27 protein-coding genes are annotated in these 21,812 nt (G+C 69.4%); 20 read left to right on the top strand and 7 right to left on the bottom strand.

Going from position 1 to position 21,812, the window contains the following annotated elements; translation table 11 throughout:
- The first annotated feature begins 188 nt into the window (after positions 1 to 188).
- The 10 genes from ACFY3C_RS17620 (at position 189) to ACFY3C_RS17575 (ending at position 5,989) form a co-directional block, all read left to right on the top strand.
- Positions 189 to 449: a hypothetical protein gene (locus ACFY3C_RS17620; RefSeq protein ID WP_390771354.1), complete on the top strand. Its 261-nt coding sequence runs from the start codon at positions 189 to 191 to the stop codon at positions 447 to 449.
- Positions 450 to 524: 75 nt separating this feature from the next.
- Positions 525 to 854: a hypothetical protein gene (locus ACFY3C_RS17615; protein ID WP_386572942.1), complete on the top strand. Its 330-nt coding sequence runs from the start codon at positions 525 to 527 to the stop codon at positions 852 to 854.
- A 133-nt stretch (positions 855 to 987) separates the two neighbouring features.
- Entirely contained in the window at positions 988 to 1,482 is a 495-nt protein-coding gene (locus tag ACFY3C_RS17610) for a DUF5994 family protein (RefSeq protein ID WP_386572941.1), read from the top strand.
- Positions 1,483 to 1,553: 71 nt separating this feature from the next.
- Entirely contained in the window at positions 1,554 to 1,943 is a 390-nt protein-coding gene (locus tag ACFY3C_RS17605; protein WP_390771353.1) for an STAS domain-containing protein, read from the top strand.
- 109 nt (positions 1,944 to 2,052) lie between these two features.
- Complete coding sequence (locus ACFY3C_RS17600) at positions 2,053 to 2,472, top strand: DUF5994 family protein (RefSeq protein ID WP_390771352.1); 420 nt, start codon at positions 2,053 to 2,055, stop codon at positions 2,470 to 2,472.
- Positions 2,473 to 2,644: 172 nt separating this feature from the next.
- Positions 2,645 to 2,983, top strand: a complete 339-nt coding sequence (locus tag ACFY3C_RS17595) for a MerR family transcriptional regulator (protein WP_390771351.1) — start codon at positions 2,645 to 2,647, stop codon at positions 2,981 to 2,983.
- Positions 2,984 to 3,214: 231 nt separating this feature from the next.
- Complete coding sequence (locus ACFY3C_RS17590) at positions 3,215 to 3,421, top strand: cold-shock protein (protein ID WP_020943091.1); 207 nt, start codon at positions 3,215 to 3,217, stop codon at positions 3,419 to 3,421.
- A 216-nt stretch (positions 3,422 to 3,637) separates the two neighbouring features.
- Complete coding sequence (locus ACFY3C_RS17585; protein WP_390771350.1) at positions 3,638 to 5,179, top strand: DEAD/DEAH box helicase; 1,542 nt, start codon at positions 3,638 to 3,640, stop codon at positions 5,177 to 5,179.
- Positions 5,180 to 5,331: 152 nt separating this feature from the next.
- Positions 5,332 to 5,667, top strand: a complete 336-nt coding sequence (locus tag ACFY3C_RS17580; protein WP_386573128.1) for a CBS domain-containing protein — start codon at positions 5,332 to 5,334, stop codon at positions 5,665 to 5,667.
- Positions 5,668 to 5,701: 34 nt separating this feature from the next.
- Positions 5,702 to 5,989 (top strand): SCO5918 family protein, encoded by a 288-nt coding sequence (locus tag ACFY3C_RS17575; protein ID WP_390771349.1) that lies wholly within the window; start codon positions 5,702 to 5,704, stop codon positions 5,987 to 5,989.
- 430 nt (positions 5,990 to 6,419) lie between these two features.
- Here the strand turns inward: ACFY3C_RS17575 and ACFY3C_RS17570 are convergent, their stop codons facing one another.
- Positions 6,420 to 6,848 (bottom strand): SDR family oxidoreductase, encoded by a 429-nt coding sequence (locus tag ACFY3C_RS17570; RefSeq protein WP_390771348.1) that lies wholly within the window; start codon positions 6,846 to 6,848, stop codon positions 6,420 to 6,422.
- A 198-nt stretch (positions 6,849 to 7,046) separates the two neighbouring features.
- Here ACFY3C_RS17570 and ACFY3C_RS17565 point away from each other — a divergent pair, with 198 nt between their 5' ends.
- The 4 genes from ACFY3C_RS17565 to ACFY3C_RS17550 are packed head-to-tail and all read left to right on the top strand — an operon-like array spanning position 7,047 to position 10,549.
- Complete coding sequence (locus tag ACFY3C_RS17565) at positions 7,047 to 8,747, top strand: YwqJ-related putative deaminase (protein WP_390771347.1); 1,701 nt, start codon at positions 7,047 to 7,049, stop codon at positions 8,745 to 8,747.
- A gap of 20 nt (positions 8,748 to 8,767) precedes the next feature.
- Positions 8,768 to 9,244, top strand: coding sequence for an SUKH-3 domain-containing protein (locus ACFY3C_RS17560; protein ID WP_386572933.1), 477 nt, complete (start codon positions 8,768 to 8,770; stop codon positions 9,242 to 9,244).
- 10 nt (positions 9,245 to 9,254) lie between these two features.
- A complete protein-coding gene (locus tag ACFY3C_RS17555) occupies positions 9,255 to 9,626 on the top strand; it encodes a YwqJ-related putative deaminase (protein WP_390771346.1) in 372 nt (123 codons plus the stop codon).
- Entirely contained in the window at positions 9,578 to 10,549 is a 972-nt protein-coding gene (locus ACFY3C_RS17550; RefSeq protein WP_390771345.1) for an SUKH-3 domain-containing protein, read from the top strand. Before ACFY3C_RS17555 ends, ACFY3C_RS17550 begins: the two co-directional genes overlap by 49 nt.
- A 247-nt stretch (positions 10,550 to 10,796) precedes the next feature.
- On the opposite strand, the gene snpA is transcribed toward ACFY3C_RS17550, so the two are convergent.
- On the bottom strand, positions 10,797 to 11,555 hold the full coding sequence (gene snpA, locus ACFY3C_RS17545) for a snapalysin (protein WP_390771344.1): 759 nt from the start codon (positions 11,553 to 11,555) through the stop codon (positions 10,797 to 10,799).
- 560 nt (positions 11,556 to 12,115) lie between these two features.
- Here snpA and ACFY3C_RS17540 point away from each other — a divergent pair.
- A complete protein-coding gene (locus tag ACFY3C_RS17540; RefSeq protein ID WP_390771343.1) occupies positions 12,116 to 12,307 on the top strand; it encodes an FG-GAP repeat domain-containing protein in 192 nt (63 codons plus the stop codon).
- Positions 12,308 to 12,458: 151 nt separating this feature from the next.
- Here ACFY3C_RS17540 and ACFY3C_RS17535 read toward each other — a convergent pair whose 3' ends face one another.
- The 5 genes from ACFY3C_RS17535 to ACFY3C_RS17515 all read right to left on the bottom strand — a co-directional run bounded on the left by ACFY3C_RS17535 (position 12,459) and on the right by ACFY3C_RS17515 (position 16,473).
- Complete coding sequence (locus ACFY3C_RS17535; protein WP_390771342.1) at positions 12,459 to 13,268, bottom strand: calcium-binding protein; 810 nt, start codon at positions 13,266 to 13,268, stop codon at positions 12,459 to 12,461.
- Between the two features lie 227 nt (positions 13,269 to 13,495).
- Positions 13,496 to 13,987, bottom strand: coding sequence for a DNA-binding protein (locus ACFY3C_RS17530; RefSeq protein ID WP_390771341.1), 492 nt, complete (start codon positions 13,985 to 13,987; stop codon positions 13,496 to 13,498).
- A gap of 78 nt (positions 13,988 to 14,065) precedes the next feature.
- Positions 14,066 to 14,251, bottom strand: a complete 186-nt coding sequence (locus ACFY3C_RS17525; RefSeq protein WP_386572927.1) for a hypothetical protein — start codon at positions 14,249 to 14,251, stop codon at positions 14,066 to 14,068.
- A gap of 48 nt (positions 14,252 to 14,299) precedes the next feature.
- Complete coding sequence (locus ACFY3C_RS17520; RefSeq protein WP_386572926.1) at positions 14,300 to 15,172, bottom strand: class I SAM-dependent methyltransferase; 873 nt, start codon at positions 15,170 to 15,172, stop codon at positions 14,300 to 14,302.
- The gene (locus ACFY3C_RS17515; protein ID WP_390771340.1) at positions 15,169 to 16,473 is read right to left on the bottom strand and encodes a cytochrome P450; all 1,305 of its coding nucleotides are present in this window, start codon (positions 16,471 to 16,473) and stop codon (positions 15,169 to 15,171) included. Before ACFY3C_RS17515 ends, ACFY3C_RS17520 begins: the two co-directional genes overlap by 4 nt.
- Before the next feature lie 406 nt (positions 16,474 to 16,879).
- On the opposite strand from ACFY3C_RS17515, the gene ACFY3C_RS17510 reads away from it, so the two are divergent.
- The 5 genes from ACFY3C_RS17510 (at position 16,880) to ACFY3C_RS17490 (ending at position 21,810) form a co-directional block, all read left to right on the top strand.
- Complete coding sequence (locus ACFY3C_RS17510) at positions 16,880 to 17,248, top strand: hypothetical protein (protein WP_386572924.1); 369 nt, start codon at positions 16,880 to 16,882, stop codon at positions 17,246 to 17,248.
- Between the two features lie 40 nt (positions 17,249 to 17,288).
- A complete protein-coding gene (locus ACFY3C_RS17505) occupies positions 17,289 to 18,317 on the top strand; it encodes an ABC transporter ATP-binding protein (RefSeq protein ID WP_390771339.1) in 1,029 nt (342 codons plus the stop codon).
- On the top strand, positions 18,314 to 19,192 hold the full coding sequence (locus ACFY3C_RS17500) for an ABC transporter permease (protein ID WP_390771338.1): 879 nt from the start codon (positions 18,314 to 18,316) through the stop codon (positions 19,190 to 19,192). Before ACFY3C_RS17505 ends, ACFY3C_RS17500 begins: the two co-directional genes overlap by 4 nt.
- A gap of 96 nt (positions 19,193 to 19,288) precedes the next feature.
- Positions 19,289 to 20,563 (top strand): cytochrome P450, encoded by a 1,275-nt coding sequence (locus ACFY3C_RS17495; protein WP_390771337.1) that lies wholly within the window; start codon positions 19,289 to 19,291, stop codon positions 20,561 to 20,563.
- A complete protein-coding gene (locus ACFY3C_RS17490) occupies positions 20,563 to 21,810 on the top strand; it encodes a flavin monoamine oxidase family protein (protein WP_390771336.1) in 1,248 nt (415 codons plus the stop codon). The genes ACFY3C_RS17495 and ACFY3C_RS17490 overlap by 1 nt, the downstream gene beginning before the upstream one ends.
- The last annotated feature ends 2 nt before the right edge of the window (positions 21,811 to 21,812 follow it).

Raw genomic sequence — 21,812 nt, 5'->3', positions numbered from 1 at the left:
GCGCGGCCACCGGGCCCGGGCGACCGGCAAGCGGCCGGACGGCCATGGCACGCACGGCCGGCCTCACCCGGCATACCCTTCAGAGGAGGGCCGCCGTGGAAACGCGTCGCACCCCCCGCACCGTCGCCCGGCGTGTCGGGCAGCGACCGGATTCGTGGTTCGTACCCGTCGCCTGCCAGGAGGTTCGTATGGAGCAAGAACCCTTGCCCTCCGAGGGTCAAGCCGAGGTCCGCATCGTCGCCGCGACACCAGAGGTCGCCCGGCGCGTCGCCGCAGTGCTCCGCCGCTGCTTCGCCTCGACCGAGCAGCGCAGCTACCCCGCCGGCCACGGAGGAGGGACCCGGCTCCATCTCACCCTCGACACCGCGCACGCCGCGGAACCCGCACGGTCCTGGCTGGCGACCAGCGAATCGACAGATCAGGACCGGACACACGCAGATGAGGTGTGACCCGGGTCCGTGAAGCCACGAGGATCCGCCGTCGCGTCCGTCCCCGCGCGGCCGTCACCTCGGAGAACGACAGCCATGACGAAACTCCGCGAACGCAAGAACAACCGGGCGGCGGTCCTGCGATCCCTGTACGGGGCCGTCGAACTCAATCGCCCCGAGGTCAGCGGATCGGCGCTCCGCGCCGAGCTGGGCATGCCCGACGAGGACCTCTCCGCCGCCTGCGCCTATCTGGCTGACGAGGGCCTGATCAGCGTGGACTGGACCTCGCACCGGACCCCTGCCGCCGTCTCGCTGACGCACGAGGGTATCCGCCTGATGGAGGAACAAGAGGAAGAGGAAGAAGAGGAAGAGGAGGAGGAACAGGACGATCGGGACAGGACGGAGAAGACACCGTCGGACGACTGACCCGCCCGCTTCTCCTCGGCCGGGAGTAGCCTGACCGTACCGAGAGCTTTTCGCGCAGCGCGACCGGCGGTGCCGTTCCCGGCGAGTGACGAAACGGGCAGTCGTCCCACGGCTCCCGGGACGGGACCGCACGATGGAACGCAGCAGAACGCCGGCCGAAGGCGTACCCGCCGCCGACGCGCAGACGTACCGCATGCCCCTGCCTCGCCTGACCCTCACCCCGGACGTGAGCCATGGCCCGCTGGACGGGGCCTGGTGGCCGCGTTGCGACGCGCTGGAACTCGAACTGCCCTCGCTCGTCGGCTCGTTGGAGCCGGACCCGGGCGCCGCGGTACGGGTCACCGTGGACCCCGCCGAATGGCCCGACGCCCCGCGCACGGTCATGGCACCCGGCGGGGCGATCGCCGTGGAGCCGACCGAACCCGGAAGCGAGTCGCACGTCATCACCCTGGACTGCGGCACCGTGGGACGCTGGGTGCTCCTGGTCGTCCCGCCCGAGGAGCCCGCCGGAACAGCCGCCCGGCTGCTGGCCGCCGCTGCCGACCCCGAAAACCTGCTGACCGCCGCGCGAATGCTGGCGCTCGCCGAAACGGGTCGACCGGTGGACACGACCGGGGAGACGGAATGAGGCACGCGACTCCTTGGGAGCCCGCGGCAGGGACGGCCGACCGACCTCAACTACCGTCTTCGCGCGAGCCGTTGACCACCCAGGACGAAGCGCCCACGCCCTTCGAGGAGTGCCGTATCGTCCGCGCACACGGCGAACTGGACGCGCAGACCGTGGCGCCACTGGTCCGTGCCCTGGCCGAGGCCCGCGCGGACCGGCCCGGACGGCTCCTCCTCATCGTGGACCTGAGCGAGGTGACCTTCACCGACTGCGGCATCCTGACGCCACTGTGCGAGGCGTGGTCCGACTGCCGCGCCCGGGGCGGCTGGATGCGCATCGTCTACGACAACCACACGACCGACCTGGCCTTCCGTCACACCGGTCTCCTCGACCGCTTCCCCGCCTACGCGAGCGCACAGGACGCCTGGGAGGGACGAACGGCCGGCACCGGCGCGCCGGAGGCACCAGGACGGCACAGCTGACCGCGGCGAGCCGAGCCGCGGCATCCTCCGTTTGCGCACTCCCGGCGACCGAGGCACACCGTCCGGCCGAGGACGACGTACCGCGCCGAACCACTCGACAGGACACCTCATGACGAAGGACCGCCTACGGCCCCCGCCGCCCGCCCCGCCTCTCCTGCGCCTGTACCTCGCACCCGAGAGCACCGTGCCACGCCGTATCGACGGGGCCTGGTGGCCGCGCACCGCCGATCTCCCGGCAGAACTCCCGCAGCTGCTCTCCGGTCTGCCCCGTGCCTGGGGCCAGATCGTCAGCGTCCTGGTGAACGGCGCGGTGGGGACCGGGGTGCCGGGCCGCATGCTCGTCCGCGACCAGGTCGTCCGGTTGCGCAGGGCCACCACGGCGCACGCGCCGAGCACCGTCGTCCTGATGGCACCCGGCCATGGGCGCAGGGACCTGCTGGTCGTCCCGCCGGAGGCCACCGAACGGGCCGCCGTCTCGCTCATGTCCGCAGCCGGGCTGACACCGGAGCAGGGCGACTTCGCGAGCTGAGCACGCCAGCCGGAGAGGGAATATCTGCCACGGCGAGACCACATGTCCGTGCCCGCCGGAGTTAGGGTTGTCGCACGAGGCAGATGGCGCCGAAGTGGAATGGCGCCGAATCCTTCGCAGCACGGGTGCCACGCACGCCCGGGCCTCGCCGCGCCCCCGAAACGAAGGTGCCATGCCCGCTGAGAACACCCCTGTCGCCGGCAACCTCGATGACGACGACTATCCCGCCTTCACCATGGGGCGGGCCGCCGATGTTCTCGGCACCACCCCCGCCTTCCTCCGGGCCGTCGGCGAAGCCGGGCTGATCACCCCGCTGCGTTCGGAAGGCGGCCACCGCCGGTACTCCCGCCGCCAGTTGCGCATCGCCGCCCGCACCCGGGAACTGGTCGACCAGGGCACCCCCGTCGAGGCCGCGTGCCGCATCATCACCCTGGAGGACCAGCTCGACGACGCCCTCCGGCTGAACCGGGAAATGCGCCGGAAGCTGGACGAGCCCGGTGCGGATACCTAGTCTCGCCGATATAGAAATGCACACTCCAGCGGGATGACAATTACCGGACGAGTCCGAAAACACATAGCCGCTGCCACTCGCCCTGTGTTAACGTGATAGCTGTTGCGGTTTTGGTTGCCAGAGATTTTTTCTTTGCAGAGCTTTCCGGGATCTTTCCGGAGGGGTGATCATCGCGGCGACTCGGCTCCGTAAAGTGCGGAGTCCGGCACTGCCCCTCAAGGGAGATTCAATATGGCATCTGGCACCGTGAAGTGGTTCAACGCGGAAAAGGGCTTCGGCTTCATCGAGCAGGAGGGTGGCGGCGCTGACGTGTTCGCCCACTACTCGAACATCATCAGCAACGGTGGCTTCCGCGAGCTTCAGGAAGGCCAGAAGGTTAGCTTCGACGTCACGCAGGGCCAGAAGGGCCCGCAGGCCGAGAACATCGTTCCCGCCTGACGCTGACGCGAACCGTCGCGAGCCACTGGTTCGCGCATCATGTGGCTGGGGCCCGCGCTCTCGGGGTGCGGGCCCCAGCCCATTTTTTCTGCTCCCGCAAGGCCGTGAGGAACGTAAGGAACGTCAACCCAAGGTCTTCGGATTTCACTCGGCTCAGTCCTGTGATTCCCCCTCAAGGAATTCCTCGATACGTGCCGCATCGAGGAAGGCCCCGTCGTGGACCGCACCCGTTCCACCCGTTCCACCCGTTCCACCCGTTCCACTCGTTCCGCTCGTTCCAGCGGCTCCAGTAGTTCCAGCCGCTTCCGGGCGCAGGAACCGCACCGTCGAAATTCCGGTCCGGGCCCCCGGCCCAAGAGCGGTCAACGAGCACGCCCCACCGCACTCCGACAGGAGTTCGCCCTGCCGGTCACCCTCACCGAGCCGCTGCCCCCGGTCGAGACGTTCGCCGAACTGGACATGCCCGCACGGCTGCTGGCCGCGCTCCGCACCGAGGGCGTGACCGTTCCCTTCCCGATCCAGGCGGCCACCCTGCCGAACGCGCTGGCGGGCCGGGACGTCCTGGGCCGGGGTCGGACAGGCTCGGGCAAGACGCTCGCCTTCGGCCTGCCGGTACTGGCCCGCCTCGACGGGCAGCGGGCCCAGCCCAAACAGCCGCTCGCCCTCGTCCTCGTCCCCACCCGGGAACTCGCCCAGCAGGTCACCGACGCGCTCACCCCGTACGCCCGTGCCCTGCGCCTGCGGCTCGCCACCGTGGTGGGCGGCATGTCGATCGGCCGGCAGGCGAGTGCGCTGCGCGGCGGCGCCGAGGTCGTCGTCGCCACGCCCGGCCGTCTCAAAGACCTCATCGAGCGAGGAGCCTGCCGGCTGGACCAGGTCGCCGTCACCGTCCTGGACGAGGCCGACCAGATGGCCGACATGGGCTTCATGCCGCAGGTGACCGCGCTGCTCGGCCAAGTCCCCGGCCGCGGCCAGCGGTTGCTGTTCTCGGCCACCCTGGACCGCAACATCGACCTCCTGGTGCGCCGCTACCTCCACGACCCCGTCGTGCACTCGGTCGACCCGTCCGCGGGAGCCGTCACCACCATGGAGCACCATCTGCTGCACGTGCGCGACGCCGACAAGGACGCCGCCGCGACCGAGATCGCCGCCCGCGACGGACGCGTGATCATGTTCCTGGACACCAAGCACGCGGTGGACCGGCTCGCCACGCACCTGCTGTCCGTCGGGGTGCGCGCCTCGGCCCTGCACGGCGGCAAGTCCCAGCAGCAGCGCAACCGGACACTCGCCCAGTTCAAGGACGGCCACGTCACGGCCCTGGTGGCCACCAACGTCGCCGCCCGCGGCATCCACGTCGCGGGCCTCGACCTCGTCGTGAACGTCGACCCTCCCGGCGACCACAAGGACTACCTGCACCGCGGCGGCCGTACGGCACGCGCCGGCGAGTCCGGCACCGTCGTCACCCTCGTCCTGCCGCACCAGCGGCGCGCCGTGGAACGTCTGATGGCCGACGCCGGCATCACTCCGGGTACCGCCCGGGTCCGTCCCGGCGAGGCCGAACTGCAGCGCATCACCGGCGCCCGGACCCCCTCCGGCATGCCCGTCACCCTCACCGCCCCGGTCGACGGACGAAGCGAGGGCAGACGCGAGGACAAGGGATCCGCCGGCCGGAATCGCAGGGGCCGGGCCGCCGGCCACGGCGGGAGCGACCGGGCCGCCGCCCACGCCCGTCGCTCCGCCCCGAGGAACACCCCGTAGCCCCCGTACGGGGGATGCACTCCCAGCAGTCAGGCAGATCCGTCGCCCGTCCCGCCCGCCCCGACGAAGAGGAGAAGCCCTTGACGCAGCATCCGTCCCGAACACAGCAGGCCGGCAGCGCCGACGGCATCGGTCTGACCGCCCGCGACGCCATGCACGCTCCCGGGCCCCAGGTCGACGACCACATGACGGTCGACGTGGCCCTGTCCGTGCTCATCGGTGCCCGCGTCCCGCACCTGCTCCTCCGGGACGAGGACGGGCGGTGCGCGGGACTGGTCACCCGGGCCCAGCTCGCCGCGCACCGCGGCGGCTCGTGGTACAGCGACCGGACCCGGCTGCGGGACATCCCGCTCGACCGCGGACCGTTCACCTCGTCCGTCGCCGCACTCGGCGAGGCGGAAGCCGCCATGCGGGACCGGACCCTGGACGTGTCCCCCGTGGTCGACGAACACGGCTACGCCCTGGGCATCCTCGCCCTCACGTCCTGAGCCATCACCCCCTGACCGCCCTGTGGAGGCATCCATGCGCTGTGTCATCGCCCGATTCCCTTTCGACCTGACCAAGTTCGAGGTCGAGCAGTCGATGAGCGGCATCACGCCCGAACCCGCCACGGGCGTGTGTGTGACCATCGACCGCCGCGTCTACCCCGTGATGCAGGTCGGGGAAGTGATCACCAGGCAGAACCGCCGCGACTTCACCTCGGTCGAGATGCACCGGGCACTGACCCGCCTCGGCTTCACCTGCCACGACGCGCGCCCGGTCACGCCGGACTGGGACGCGCAAGCCGACGAGCGTGCGCTCGATTGGTGACGTCTTCCAGCGCGACGGCAGGTGAGACGCGGTGCGCGGGGCGGAAAGCCGCGGATGTGGCCCGCTCCCCCGGTTGTCGTCGCGGGGCTGCCCGGCGACAACCGGTGCGGCGTGTCCGAGCGGTACGCCGAGGCGTCCCGCCTGTGCGAGCGCAACCGTCCATCGGCCGGGCGGCGTCAGAAGGGACCGGCAGAGACTCGGCAAGGCTTGCCGGCGCCTCACACCGCCCATACCGATGACTCCGTGCCCTCCGCGTGCCCTTGAGAGCGGACAACAAGGGTCCGCAGCGGTACGTCCCGCCCACGCCGGCCACCTGTAAAAGAACACGTCTGCGCAGGTCAGCACCTAGGCGCCGCGCCAAGCGCCGTCGCTTCCCAAGCTGAGAGCGCGAGTTCGATTCTCGTCACCCGCTCCAATGCAAACCCCCAGGTCAAAGACCCGGGGGTTGTTTGTTGTCTGGACCAGTGCGGCGGGTCCGCATCACCTCCGCACCATAAGCGGCGACCAGGGGCGTCGGGACGATGCCGGGGCTGATGCAGTTCACCCGAGCCCCGCGCTTGCCCCAGGTCACAGCCGTCGCCTGCACGCGCAGGGCGTTGGCCCGCTTCGACAGGCCATATGCGACCCCTGAGTCGGAGATGACGACACCGACGCCATCGGGAGCGATGACGCGCGCGAACCCGTCGAGGACCGGTGCGGTGCCGAGCAGGTCGACGTGCAGGACGCGCTGTGCGGACGCTTGCACCGACGATGTACCCGCGGTGTGCACGACCTGCATGACGGGCCCCAGTTCGGCCGCCACGTCGGCGAGGGCGGCGACCGCTGCGGGGTCGGAGACGTCCGTGACGCAAGTGGTCACTCGTCACCTTCGCCGCTGAGCAGGTCGGAGGCGGTGGGATTGACCGATACTTCCTGTTCGACGTCCTTGTCATGTACGGAGTTGTCTCAACCTTGCACTAAGACCCCTGCCCACGTTGGCGGCGCGTGCATACGAAGTGTTTAGCTGATCTTTGCTGTTGACTGCTGGAGCGCCGAAGATCACGGGGGAACACGGGACATGGGCATCATGCTGCCGGACATCGTCGACCAAGCACTCGACCTTGCGGGCATCGACTGGCCGAACGTGGACGAGGACGACTACACGGAGATGGCCGACTCGCTCCGTGAGTTCGCGGAGAAGTTCGAGGGCCACGGCGGAGACGCGCACAAGGCGATCACGCGGATCCTCAGCTCCTCGGAGGGCTGGGCGGTCGACGCCATGGAGCAGCACTGGTCGTACGTGAAGACCAGTCACCTGGAGAAGATCCCGGATGTGGCGCGGACGTTCGCGTTCGTGTGTGACCGGATCGCCGAGATCATCATCGCGATGAAGACGAAGGCGGCGGTCGAGCTGACCGTTCTCGCCGGGACGATTGTCGCCGAACTCGCCGCGTCCGGTGTCACCTTGGGTATCTCGGCCGCTGCTGCCGCGGGCGAGGTCATCCTGATGCGGCAGCTCGTGAAAAAGCTGGTGAAGGAGGCGATCGAGGAGATCGTCGCGGAGATCGCCGCCAAGCTGGCGGAGCCGGTCACGGCGAAGCTGGAAGAGCTCGCCGCCGATGCGGCGCTCGATCTGGCCGAGAGTGCGTTCCACCCGAGCGGCGGGGGGAGCGGCACTCCGGGTGGCATGACCCTTGCCTCCGCGGGCGGCGGGGGCGGTGGCGGCGGTGCGGGCAAGCGGACCCGTATCGATCATGCCGAGTTCGAGGACGGCGCCGGCAAGGTCTCCCTCCACGGCGTGGACCTCGGCAGCAAGGCCCACATCCATCTGGGCAAGGCGAAGGGCGCCTTCGGCCGGACGAAGGGCCGGGACGGGTTCACCAAGACCTTCGACCACGCCCTGGAGAAGGCGCTCGACGCCGCCACCAAGTCGGTCACCCGTACGGCCAAGCACGTCAGCGACGAGATCCCGCAGCGCGTGAAGGCAGCCTCCCGGCACCACAAGGAAAACGACCACAAGATCGGCAAACAGGCCGACGGCATCAACGTGAACAAGGTCGATCCGCGCGGTGCAGCAGGCGGTGGCGGCGGAGGGGGCGGCGGGAACGGCGGGGGCGGCGGAGGGGGCGGCGGGAACGGTCCTCGGCGCATGAACCCGCAGCCCGGCTGGCATGGCAGAAGCGCCGGTCAGATGCGCCACTACCGCCGTGACGCGATGCAGGTCGATCACCTCAGCCCGGAAGATCAGCGCCGAGCGCTGATCCAGGAGGCCAAGGACCTGGCGGACGACGCGCAGAAGGCTTCCAACGGGCCTGACGGCCAGCCTGTGCTGGGTAAGGGCAGGATCAAGCAGGGGTGTTCGGGAGCCTTGCTGCACGAAGGGATCCTGACGGGCCACACCAGTGTGTCGAAGCTGAAGAAGAATCCGCAGAACCCGGTACCGCAAGAGAAGCTGGATACACATCCCGCCCTGCAGTCCGTCCTGGACGACATCGACCGACAGACACAGGCTGAGGGTGGAAATACGGGGGTCGGGCACGGAAAGTGCGCTGAAGTGGCACTGATCTCCGACCGACTGCACGCTATATCGGAGCGTGACGGTGTCGACATACGGAGCACCGATGACATCAGAAGGGTCATGGAGGGAGCACAGGTGCATACGCGACAGACCGGCGACATGAAACCAGACAAGCCTGGATTCTTGAGCCACGGGGAGTACAAGCCGCCCTGCGCCTCCTGCACGCGCATGCTTCCGCTCATCGGCGTCACCGCTGTTTGACCTGGAAAAGGATAAGAACTGTGTCTGCATTGAAATCGCCTGAGGCAGTTGACGCCTGGCTGGCGAAGGCAGGATGGTACTCGGGCCGCAGGTGTGACGACCTTGCCGCCACCGAGATCGAGGACTGTCAGGCATCATTCCGCAGGGACGGCGGCAGTCTTGACGTCATCCAGCCCGCTCTCGATTTTGTGCGCGAGCATGTCGGCCTTGTGGCACCCCTGCATGACTCTCCCGAAGACATCGTGATGTTCCTTCCGGCCCTCATGTACCGGGGCGCAGCGGAAGACGTTCAAGAACTCGCCGACGGACTAGGGAAGAAGGTCTTCCCCGTCGCGCACGACACGTACGACGGCGGCACGATCCTCATGGACGAAGCGGGGCGATTCTTCTACCTGCATCACAGCGGCGAGTACTTCCTCGGAAATGACAAGTACTCGGCGTTCATGAGTTACTCGCGTGGCTATCCGCTCGACTACGCGGAGGACTACTATGCCTGAGCATGTTCCGATGACCGCCGCGTCCTTGCTGGTGCACGGCAAGATCTTCAGTCAGACCGACCTCGACCCGGATTCGGACCCGGATCTGCATCCTGCGGTTACCGAGTTTTTCCAGCAGCTTCCTGCCGCGCAGCGGGAACCGTTCATGGGTTACTGCGCGGAGTCGGCGTTGATCTCCGACCAGCTGTGGGGCCTGGACCAGGAGCGGGCGAGCGGGGGGTGGACGACGCTCGACGAGGCGGTGGAGCATTTCGCGGGCTCGGCCCTGGTGTCGAGGAAGATTCGCCCGGCCGGTGATCCCGAGCACGGCCGCCCCGCGGAACCCTGCCACTCGTGCGCCGCCCTGATGGAGCGGCTGGGTATCGAATCGGTGGGCGAGTGACGCAGCACCAGCGGGCCGCGGAGCGGATCGGGTGGACCGAGGGCAGGAACGTGGAGCAGGACGCGATGCGGGCAGCGCTGCGGCTTGCCGCGATGGCGGAGGGCTACGGAGTAGCCCTCACGCTCTTCCCCGCCGCGAAATCCTTTCTGAACGAGTTCTACGGCCTCGCTCATCAGCCGGTGGAACCGGGCCGGGAAGTGGCAGTCAGCGGATTTTCCATCGACCCGGAGAAGACCAGGTTCCAGCTCGCTCGGCTGAGCCGCCTGTCCGCCGAGCTCCGCATCGTCTTGTTCCCGGTCGGTGTCACCGAGAACGACTCCGTACTTGCCGTGGGGGAAGAGGGGCAGCTTCTCTCGTTCGGCCCCGGTGGCTCCTGGCACGTGGGGGACAGTGCGCTCCAGGGCGTCGAGAACATGATCTCCGGGCTGGCTCCGCGCAGGCTTCGCGAAACCGAGCACGCCTGGAACGTGAAGTCGACGGCGGCCGTCGGTCCCGTTGTCGGAGCCGCGCAGGCAGCGCTGACAGCCGTGTACGTGTTGCATCATCACGGTATTTACAGCGCCAGGAGTGTCTGCCTGACTCTGACCAGTCTGCGTGGCAGTGGGGTCGAAATTGCCCAGCGGTCGATCGGCATACCGAATGGTCTCCTGGATGAGGCACTGTCGCCGATCGTTCGTGACGCGGAAGAGATCCTTGCGGCCAACGCCGACGGCGCGGGCTGTGAGGTGAAGCTGGCCGTAGAGGTCCCTGGCGTGCATGCGGAAACCTCGGCCGGTCTCGTCAGGTTCTCGGCCCGGTTCGGACATTTGGCCATGCAGGCCAATGACCTCGAGGTCAGCCTCCGCGCCGGAGCGGGTGCGCAAACCGGCAGCGTCCACGTACGAGTCGTCGAAGCTCTGCGCGGTCTGAAACAGATGTCATGAGAGGCGGGGCTCTGCTGAGGTGCTTGACATGCGAGCCGAGGTCACCCGTGACCGGGAGGGGTCTACCCGGCTGCCGCCGACATGGTGCTGCGGCGCCGTGCCCACAGCGTGCCCTGAGAGCGGACAACGACGGTCAGCAGCGGTGCGAACGCACCCTCCCAGGACCGCCGCAGAATCACATAACCGCAGGTCAACGACGACGGGGTTGTCCAAGCGCCGTCACTTCCCAAGCTGAGAGGGAAGGCAATCAACTCCAGGGCGTGCTGTGGAGCGGACGCCACGGACCGTGGCCCGGCGCCACGATCAGTACCGGCGGTGCAGTGCTCGGCTGGTCAGAGGGCGGGTTCACCGTGCCCGGGGCCTGCGCGGGTCCGGTGGCCCACAGCTGGTCGACACGCGAGCGCTCGGTGGCGTTCGGGTAGCGGTTGGTGCAGGACGGGCCGGCGGTGCCGCCCGACATCAGCTCACTGCACGGCCCGCCGTAGTTGTCCGGCAGGCCCAGCACGTGCCCGGTCTCGTGGGTGACGACGCGGACCGAGTCGTACTGCCGGCTCTGGGTGTAGTCGATGAAGACGTAGCCGCTTCCGTGGCCGTTGGTGGAGGTGTAGGACCCGCGCGGGTCGTTGCCCTCAATGTAGGAGAAGTCGGCACCGCTCGACGCCTCTTGGAGCTTGACGTTGGACTCGGAGCTGTTCCAGATCGAGGCCGCGCTCGATATCTGCGAACGGAAGCTCGGTGCCTGGGAGGCGTTGTAGTAAACAGTCACCGCCTGCGCGTTCGGCTGGGCGGCGCGCTTCTCGGCGACGGACTTGAGCACGGCCCCGAAGAACGCCTCGTTGTTCGCAGCCTCCTCAACCGACCCGTCGTACCGCGCCACGGAGGTACCGGCGGAAGCAGACGGGGTGGCGGCCGTCTGGGCGCTCGCCGACACCGCCGCGCCCAGCACGCTGGAGGCCAGACCCAGGCCGAGAGCGAGGAGTCTCGCGGACGTTCGGGACGACTTCATGTGGGGGCTCCTACTCACTCGGTGACGCCGAGCGCCCGGTGCGCGGTCGACTCTGCGTGAACACCGATTCCGAACTGCGGCGACGTCCTGTGGGGCGTCATTCTTAGAACGGCTCGGCAGGGAGCGCAAAGGGTCCCGCCACTACGTCGCCTCGTAGGTTTTCCAGGACCTCGCCAGGGCAGTGCGCGGGTCTCCGGTCCGCATATTGCGGCGGGAGGGAAAGCTGTCACGACGTCAGAAGCCTTACATCACGTGACAGCGGGCGTGCGGGCCGGCCGGGCGGGATTCCAGGACGCGCGCCGGGATCCACATCCGAGCCAAGAAGGACAAATCCCCAAATGTCTGCCCGCCGTGTCTACTAAGTGCGCCGGTTGGTTGGCGGAGCGCTGTGACCGACGTCATAGAACATGGGATTTCGGCGCTGGGCGGCATCCCTCACCGCTGAGCCGCCGCCGCTTGGTCCTGCTCGGACGTCGTCCGCCCGGCCGGCGTGACTGACACGTCCAGAGCGAGTGCGCCGCGCGTGGGGGGCGACCGGCGGCTTCAGGTCGCGGGTCAAGGTGGCCGACAACTGGGGTGCCTCCTACGACGTCGTGGTGGGCGCCGGTGACATCACCGGGGACGGAAGGGCGGACATCGTCTCCCGCGACACCTCCGGCAAGCTGTGGCGCAACAACGGCGACGGCAAGGGCTCCTTCGGCCCTCGCACCGGGATCGCCGCCGAGTGGCAGGGCTACAAGGCCCTGTACTGACCGCCCGTCACAGACCACAGAGTCCGCTAGCTCACCAAGGCCGAGGCGTGGGCTTGTTACGTACTGTCGCGTGACCCGCTCCATGTGAAACCCCCAGGTCAGAGACCCGGGGGTTCGTCATTGTCTAGACCAGTGGGACGTTGCCCCTGGCTTATTGCACGTCCACGAAGTCGCCGGTCGCCTTGACGGCCGGGGTGGTGGAGGTGCCTGCGAAGTTCCAGCGCCAGTAGCCGTCTTCGGACGCGGGCACCGTGGTCGTCAGGTTGCCGGTGCTGGAGGTGTACACGGTCTTGATGGTGGTGTAGGTCGTAGTACCGGCCTTGCGGAACTGGAGCTTGACCGGCTGGTTGGTGTAGCCGAAGTAGTCGAGATTGTTCCAGTCGGCCCGGGTGAGCCTGCCGGTGACGGTGAGGGTCTTGCCCTTGGCTATCGGTTCCGGGCCCGCGTTCACGGTGAGTTTGGAGAGCCGCTGCAGACGGGTCGTGGTGTAGTTCGCCGTGTGGGTCCAGCTGTCGTCATTGGCCACCCCCTGCACACTGACCTTCCATGTGCCGGCGTGGGCGTTGGTGAGCGCGGTGCCGCTGTACTTCCAGTCCGGTTCGAGGGAGAACGTCTGCGAGCAGGTGGAGGTAGTGGGACTCGAGGCGACGCAGTCCGCATGGGAGTAGTACTGGTTCGACACGATGCGGTCGTCGTAGGTCTCGTAGGGGTTCGCACCATCCGGTCCACGCCACAGGACGAAGTCCGCGTCCTGGATGCCCGACGGGTGGGTGAAGGTCCCTGAAACCGTGATCGTCTCGGCGTAGAGACCGACCACGATGTTCTTGTGACCGTCGAAGGAGACGTTGCTGATTTGGACGTCGGTCTGGGTCTCGGTCCCGTAGGCACTGGGGATTGCGAAGCCGGCCAGCGCGGCCGCGGCGACGGCACTGAGCAGAGCAAAGGCGGCGCGCTTGCGCATGTATCTCCTTCAGAGAGGGAAGAGTGGGAACCCGCCGAGCGGGAGCGGCCGGGCAGCAGAAGCCGGTCAGGCACAGCCGTCACACAGACTGCTCGCAGTATCCAGCGCACCTGCATGCTCAAACGTCACAGTGCGGTACGGGCCGACCGCGAGGCGAACGCGGATGCGGAAGGTGTCGAGGTCGACGTCGCGGCAGCGAAGGCCGGCCAGGAAGTCGCCGCTTACACTCACGCCTTCTCGGCCGACACGCGAGGGTGCCCGGCGGTGAGCAGGCCGATGTCCTCGACGTCGGGGGTCAGGATGGTCACCCGGCCAGGGTGCTGGAGCACGGTCGCGCACAGCATGGCGTCGATGGCGTACTTGTGGCCGTGCAGCCCCGCTGCTGGCAGCAGGGCTGCAGCTGACTGCGCCACGCTCTGCGTGACCGGCTCGACCCGGAGGCGGGAAAGAGTCCACTTCAACGCGGCGTTGTTGATCTTCGGGTGGATGACTTCGACGAGGACGGCTGCGGAGGTGATGACCGGCAGATCGGCGTCACGGGCGGCCGTCAGCCACTCGTGGAGCTCGCGGTCGCGCTGCACCGCCTTCTCCAGGTGGGCCGAGACGCCCCGCTTGCCGACCCGCTCACGGATCGCCTGGAGCGTGCCGGCGGTCAGGGTGACGGAGATGCCGCTGGTGGGGCCGTCACCGGGGAGGAAGTCCACGTCGTCATCAGCCATGCCCCAGCGTGCCTTTGAAAATGCCATTGCGAGTGGGGCGGCCGGGGCGGGTTCGCCCCGGCCGCGCCATCACCCTGCTCAGTAGCGGGGCTTACGGCTCAGGGCGATGCCGCCGAGCAGGAAGGCGACGCCGAGCACCCCGGCGACGATGGCCGAGGTGGTGTCGGCCGGCTTGTGGCTGGCGTCCATGACGGCGGTGAGCAGGCCTGCCACCGCGCTGATGTAGCAGAAGATCGTGATGAAGATCTTCACGTTGGGGTTCACTTGGGTGCCTTTCGTTCGGTGGTGCGAGGGGTTTCTCAGGGGGTTTTCTCAGGGGTTTTCCTGTGGACCACGACGTGCGGGAGCGGTCGCGGCGACTGTGAGACCGAGCAGCATCACCCAGGCCTCGGGGTCCGCCCGGAAGCGGTTCCAGCGGTCCGAGGCGAGGGCGAGTTCGGCCAGGGAGAGGACGCCCTGGGCCACCAGGGGCTCCAGGCGCTGCGGACCCAGTTGCGGGGCGAAGGCGTCCGTGGGGTGATCGTCGTTGGTGGTGGCGAACGGTCGCAGGACGACGTCCTCGAAGCCCGCCGCCCTCAGCAGTCGGGGCAGGCGGCGGCCGATCGTGCGATCCCCGCCCGCGGCGCGTTGCGCGGCGGCCATCTTGGCGTGCACACCGCCCAGTTCCGGGTAGGCCGGGTCGGCAGCGCCCCAGCAGGAGGAGTCGACCTCCGTGCAGGCGATCCGGCCGCCCGGCCGCAGCACCCGGCGCACCTCGGCCAGTACGGCGGCCGGGTCGGGAACGTGCTGGAGCACATAGCGCAGCAGAACGAAGTCGACGCTGCCGTCCTCCAGTGGCATGGCCCCGGCATCGGTGACCAGCAGGGTGACGCCGGGACCGGCGGCGTGGGCCAGCAGTTCGGCGTCGATGTCGGCGGCGACGAGCGTGGTACCGGCAGGCAGCACGGGGCGGAGCCGGCGGGTCACCGCACCCGATCCCGCGCCGACTTCGAGAACGGTGGGGCGGGGGCTGCCGGCGGTGGAGCAGATGCCGAGGTCGCGGAGGATGCGCAGTTCCTCCGCGAAGGAGAGTTCGGCCTGGGACTCCAGGCGGGCCAGCTCTGCCGACAGGCCGCCGCCGGTGGTGCGGGCCGGGTCGTACGAGCCGCCCGGCGGGCGGACCGTTCCGGGGACGGGCGCGCTCATCTGGGCCTCGCGATCATGGTCATGCCGTGCTTCGGACGCAGGGTGACCAGGGCCTCGGGCTCCACCTCGAACCCCTCGACGGTCTCCAGCCGCACGGACTGGGCGAGAGTGGCGAGCACCAGCACCGCCTCGAGCATGGCGAAGTGCTGACCGACGCAGATCCGGTCACCACCGCCGAACGGCAGGTAGAGGTGGCTGGGAAGCGAGGCACCGTCGAAGCGGTCCGGGCGATACGCGTCGGGGGCGTCCCAGTACGCGGGGTGCCGGTGCAGCACCCACTGGCTGACACAGACGAGCGTGCCGGGCTCGACGTGGTGTCCGCCGATGACGTCGACGCCCACCGCCCGGCGGGAGATCAGCCACACGGGCGGGTAGAGCCGCATCGCCTCCTTGATGGCCCGTTGGCACACCGGCAGGTCGGCGAGGTCCCCGGCGGTGGGAGGACGGCCGCCGAGCACCCGGTCGACCTCCTCGCGGACCTTGGCCGCCTCGTGCGGGTTCCGGTCCAGCAGATGGAGCGTCCAGGTCAGGGACTTGGCGGTGGTCTCATGCCCGGCCATGACGATGGTCAGCACCTGATCGCGCAGATCCTCGTCGGAGACCAGATGGTCGGCGGACATCATGGTGTCCAGCAGGTTTCCGGCAGGACCGGAACCGGGACCCGAGCCGGGCGCGGACGGTCCCGCCGCACGCCGTGAGGCGATCAGCGTGCGGGTCACCATGTCCAGGAAGGCCCGCGCGTGGCTGAAGCCCGCGAACCGGCGTGCGGTGTCCGCCGGGTCGGGGTCCGGGTCGGGTACGTAGTGGCCGATGCACCGGTTGACCGCGTCCACCGCACGCCCGAAGCCCTCACCGATGCCGTCGAGGTCGGCGCCGAGGATGGCTCGGGTGAGGATGCCCAGAGTGAGTGCGGTGAGGTGATCGTCCACCGCGAGCGGGGTGCCGGTCTCGATCGCCGGGCGCCAGCGCTCCAGCATGCCCGAGGTGGCTTCGGTGACGATGCCGTCGAAGGTCCTGACCGAGCTGGGCCGGAAGGCCGGGGCGGTCAGCTGGCGCTGGCGGGCCCAGTCGTCGCCGTTGCTGGTCAGCAGCCCGTTTCCGAGCAGCGGACGCAGCATCGCGTCGTCCGGGGTGCCTTCCTTGGTGTAGTTGGCGCCGTTGTCCTTCAGTACATGACGGGCGTATTCAGGGGTGTTGAGCAGGTAGACGGTCTCCCCGTCGGCCCGGTGACGGGTGATGTCGCCGTAGGTGCGGGCCAGTTCGGTGATGAAGGCGAGCGGCGACTCCCGCATCACCGCCATGTCGATGTCCCCCGGCGGGCCCGGTGGAAGGGCCTCGCCCCGGGGGCCTGACCGCGGGACGCGCGGCGTCGTCGTGTGCGTAGGCACGGTGCGGACCACCTCCGTGATTCCTCTCATGTCATGTGCGCCGTACGTATTCCGCGGACCATACGTACTCGGAATTCCCGAATACGTACGCCCTGATCGGCGATACGCATTCGGATACGTATTCCGATGCGTAATCCAATACGTATTCACGGCTTCATCCGACTCGGAATCTACCGCACCCGCCGAACGTGCTCAATACTTACCCGTGGGGCCGGAACTGACGTCTTGGCAGCCTTCCAGACGGCGTGCAATTCTTCATTCGCCGGCAGCGACAAGAAGGCGCCGTCGGCAAACCGGAACCGAGAAAAGGAAAAGTCTTATGGCTTTGGACCAGCGGAAGCGGGCCGAGTTCGTCAACGGCTACACCCGCGCTCTGATCAGCGCCTGGTCGAGCGAGGAGTACGCGGCCCGGCTCCAGTCGGACGCGCGTGCCGCGCTCGCCGAGGCCGGCCTGGAGCTCCCGGCCGACGCGGAGATCGTCATCGTCTCCACCGCCGCCCAGGGCGAGCAGGAGGGCAACCTCGAGGTGCAGGTGGAGCTGTACGAGATCGGTCTGGCGACCGGCCGTTACGAGTTCCACATCCCTCAGACGCCGCAGATCGACACCGCCGAGCTGAGCGAGGGCGACCTGTCGGACATCGCGGCCGGCGGCAACTCCTGCTGCTGCCCGTGCTGCTGCTGCACCTGATCCACCCGATCAATCTGATATCCACCCAGGAGCGATCCAAGTGGCAACTGCCGTCGGGGAGAACCCCGTCTCGGTCCGTGGTCTTCGCAAGAGCTATGGCGACTGGCACGCGGTGCGGGGACTGGATTTGGACATCCATCCGGGAGAAGTCTTCGCGCTTCTCGGGCCCAATGGCGCGGGAAAGTCGACGACCATCGAGATCCTGGAAGGCGTCCGCCAGCGAACCGGCGGTGACGTGCGGGTCCTCGGCTGTGACCCAGCCGAGGACCGGCGCGGGTGGCGCGCACGCATCGGCGTGGTGCCCCAGAATTCCGGCGCCTACGCGGACCTGACCGTACGCGAGGTCGTCGAGCACTTCGCGGCGTTCTATCCGGCGCCGCTCCCGGTCGGCCAGGTCATCGACATGGTCGGCCTGGGCAAGCACGAGAAGAAGCAGAGCACGGACCTGTCCGGAGGACAGGCCCGGCGCCTCGACGTCGCGGTGGGCATCGTCGGCGACCCGGACCTGCTCTTCCTCGACGAGCCCACCACCGGGCTGGACCCGGTGGCCCGCCGGGAGGCCTGGGACCTGGTCCGCTACTTCTCCGAGCGCGGTACCACCACCGTGCTCACCACCCACTACCTCGACGAGGCCGAGGCGCTCGCACAGCGCGCCGCGGTGATCGTCGCCGGCAAGGTCGTCCGGTCCGGAACCCTTGCCGAGTTCGGCGCTCACGCGGAGACTCCGACCACCGTCTCCTTCCGGATTCCGCCGGGACTCGCAGAACGCGCGCTGCCTGTTCTGCCGCCGGGGGCGCAGACGCTCGCGGACACCAAGGACGGCGTGCTGCGCATCGCCACACACACTCCCACCGCGCTGCTGTCCGTACTGGCCCCCTGGGCGCACGAGGCAGGCGTCGCGGAACTCCCCGAGCTGCGCGTGCACCGCCCCACGCTCGAGGACATCTACCTCGATCTGATCAGGGAGAACGTCAGCGGCACCGACCGCGGCACCGGCGCCCTCGGCCTCGACGACGACGGCTCCGAAGACCTTACCGGCGACCGCACCAGCGAGGCGGGCATCCGATGACCCTCACCGAACCCTCTACGGGCCGCACCGACCGGACCGTGCCGACAGCGGAGCGTGCGATGGCCGACTCCCCTCGAATGCCCGGCGTCTGGCGAGCCTCCGCGGCCCGCTCCAAGGTCGAGCTCAGGGCGTTCTTCCGCAACAAGCAGTCACTGGTCTTCACCCTGATGTTCCCGGTGATCCTGCTGGTCGTCTTCGGTTCGATCTTCTCCGGCAAGGTCGCGGGCACCCAGACCGATCTCAAGCAGGTCTTCATGGCGGGCATCGTCGCGGCCGGCGTGATGAGCACCGCCTTCTCCGGGCTCGCGATCAGCATCGCGATCGAACGGGACACCGGTACGGTGCGCCGGCTCGCGATGACGCCGATGCCGAAGTCCGCCTACTTCATCGGCAAACTGGTGCGCGTGATCGTCACCACCGCGCTGGAGACGGCACTGCTGCTGGGCATCGCGCTGACCCTGTTCGGCCTTCCGCTGCCGAGCACGGGCGAACGCTGGATGACCCTGGGCTGGGACCTCGCTCTCGGGACCATCGCGTGCGCCATGGCCGGTGCGGCGTATTCGGCGCTGATCCCCAACAGCCGTTCCGCGGCGGCGATCGTGACGCCGGTCTTCATGGTGCTGCAGTTCATCTCGGGCGTCTTCTTCCCCTTCGGCCAGCTGCCGCACTGGATGCAGACGGTTGCCGCGTTCTTCCCCGTCAAGTGGATGGCGCAGGGCTTCCGTTCGGTCTTCCTGCCGGACTCCTTCACCGTCGCGGAGCCGGCCCACAGCTGGGAGCTGGGACGTATCGCGCTGGTGCTCGCGCTGTGGTCGCTGGGCGGCCTGGTGACCACCGCCCTGACCTTCCGCTGGCGCGGGCCGCGGGTCCGCTGACGGACGCTCGACGACCCTCCGAAACCAAGGGCACTGCCGACCAAGGGCCGCGCGTCCACCGACCACCGGTCCGCCGACGATCCCAGGAGCAGGACCATGACCACGGCGCCGGTGCGCCTGCCGGAGCACCTCGACCACCCCTTCTCCCCCGCGGGGCGGATCAACCCCCATCCGGCGTACCGGTGGCTGCGGACGAACGATCCGGTGCACTACGACGCCCCCTCCCGGCTCTGGCTGGTCACCGGCCACGCCGACTGCCAGACGGTGCTCCGGGACCCGCGGTTCTCGGCGGCCAAGGGGCAGCGGGAGCGTGCCCGTGACGACGCGCTGCCGCCGTCGATGCTCACCACCGACCCGCCGGACCATCACCGGCTGCGGGCCCCAGGGGCACTGCTCCTGGGGCCGTCCGCCGTCCGGTCCATCGCCGGTGATCTGGCCCGCGACGTCGACGAGCTGCTCGACCGGCTCGACCGCCGCCCGGCGGCCGAACGCCCGGACGCGGTCGCCGACATCGGACGGCCGCTGGCCACCGCCGTCTTCGGGCGTCTCTTCGGGCTCGCGACAGCCGAGTACGCCCGCTTCGAGACCCTCGCCCGGGCCGCCTCGATCAATCTCGACCCGATGGTCCCGCCGGCCCGTGCCGCCCTCGGCCGGACCGCGGCTGCCGCGCTCACCCGCTATCTGGACGCGCACAGCGCCGCCTTGGCGCCGGGCGGCTGCGCCGCGCCGCTCGCCGCGTTCGCGGCCGATGACCGGCTCACCAGGTCGGAGATGCTCGGCGTCCTCAACCTGGCGGTGGTGGGCGGCTGGCAGCCGCTCGCCGAGCTGGTCGGCAACGCGCTCTGCTCCCTCCTCCCCGACCGCGCCGCGGTGCGTCGGCTCGCCGCCGGGGACGAAACGGACGCGGAAGCTGGCGACGCGGGCGGAGAAGCGGCCCGCCGCGCCGTGGACGAGCTGCTCCGTCTCGAGGCGCCCATCCCCTTCACCGCCCGGGTCACCACCGACACCGTGGAACTGACCGGCGGCACCCTCCCACCCGGCGCCCGCGTCCTTGCGGTGATCTCCGCCGCCAACCGCGACCCGGCCGTCTTCGCCGACCCCGACCAGCTGCGCGTCGACCGGCACCCCAACCCGCACCTCGCCTTCGGCGGGGGCCCGCACTTCTGTCTGGCCGCCCAGCTGGTCCGGCAGGCGGGCGGCCTGTTGCTGCCGGCGCTGCTGCGACGGTTCCCCGAGATGCGGGGCCCGCACGGCATGCCCGACTGGGACCGGTGCCTGGTGCCGCGACGCCTGCGCGTCTTCCCCGTGGACCTGGGCGCCTCGGGCCCGGACTCCGAGGACCCCGGCACGGCAGAGGAGGACCACGGCTGATGCGCGCCGATGTCATCGTGGTGGGCGCCGGTGCCTCCGGCCTGGCCTGTGCCCGGCGCCTGAACCGGGAGGGGCTGACCGTGCTCGTCCACGAGGCCCGGGACCGGGTGGGCGGCCGGATCCACACCTTCCACCCCACCGACGGCGGACCTCCGCTGGAGCTCGGCGCCCAGGTGGTGCACGGCGCGCACAATCCGGTGCACGCGCTGGTCGGCGCCGACCGGATGATCACCATGTCGCGCCGGTTCACCGCCCGCGTCGTCGAGGACGGCGGCAACCAGGACATGGGCGTCCTGAGCCATGGCCGTCGTCCCCCCTGGCTGCTGGAAGCCGGGCTGCACCGGGACCCGCGCGAGGAGGACCGGTCGGTCGGTGCCTGGCTGCGCGCCCGCGGCAGCGCGCAGCCGGAAGGCCGGGCGGCGCGGGAGTGGTTCCGGCAGAACTGGGCCGCCGAACCGGACGAGCTGAGCGCCCGGGGTGTGTCGGGCGCCCACCGGGGCGACACCGGCGTCGGCGAGGGCGAGTTCGCCGTGCGGGGCGGATTCGACCGGCTTCCGCTTCAGCTCGCGCAGAACCTGCGGATCAGTCTCGGCGATCCCGTACAGGAGATCCGCTGCCTCCCCGGACGGGTCGAGGCAACCACCGTACGGGGTACGACCAGTGCCTGTGCCGCCGTGATCACCGTGCCGCCCCCCGTGGTGGCGCAGGGCCGGCTGCGCCTCGCCGGGCCCGATCCCGCCGTACTCGACGCGAAGATCGCGGCTGCCGAACGGATGCCGCTCGGCGACGGATACTGCGCGGTGGTGACCCTGACCCGCCAGGCGCCCGACACCGCCGTCACCTTCGACGTCGACGGCAGGGGCGGTTTCGTCCGCTGCTGCGCGGGCCGGCCGGAGGTGCTGTTCGTGGCGAAGGCCAGGGCGGCCGATGCCCTGCGCGCCACCGTGCGCAGCGCACCGGCGCTGTCGGCACTGCTGGAGACCGTCATGCCCTGGACCGCGGGTGCCCGGGTGGCCGGCCTCACCGCCGCGGACTGGGGACGGGATCCGTGGACCACCGGCGCGTTCACGGCCCCGCGCACCGGCTGCGAGGACGCGGTACGGCAATGGGCCGCGCCGGTGGACGACACCCTCTTCTTCGCCGGCGAGGCGACCGTCACCGGCAGCCGGCTGCCCTGGGTGCAAGGAGCCCTGGCGAGCGGCGAGCGGGCGGCAGAGGAACTGCTCAAGGTATTGGCGAATCGATGATC

Origin of the sequence: Streptomyces sp. NPDC001410 (assembly GCF_042895235.1) — a bacterium.
In the GTDB taxonomy this organism is placed as follows: domain Bacteria; phylum Actinomycetota; class Actinomycetes; order Streptomycetales; family Streptomycetaceae; genus Streptomyces.
The sequence above is the reverse complement of the archived record's forward strand: the minus strand, read 5'-3'. Positions and strand labels throughout refer to the sequence as shown.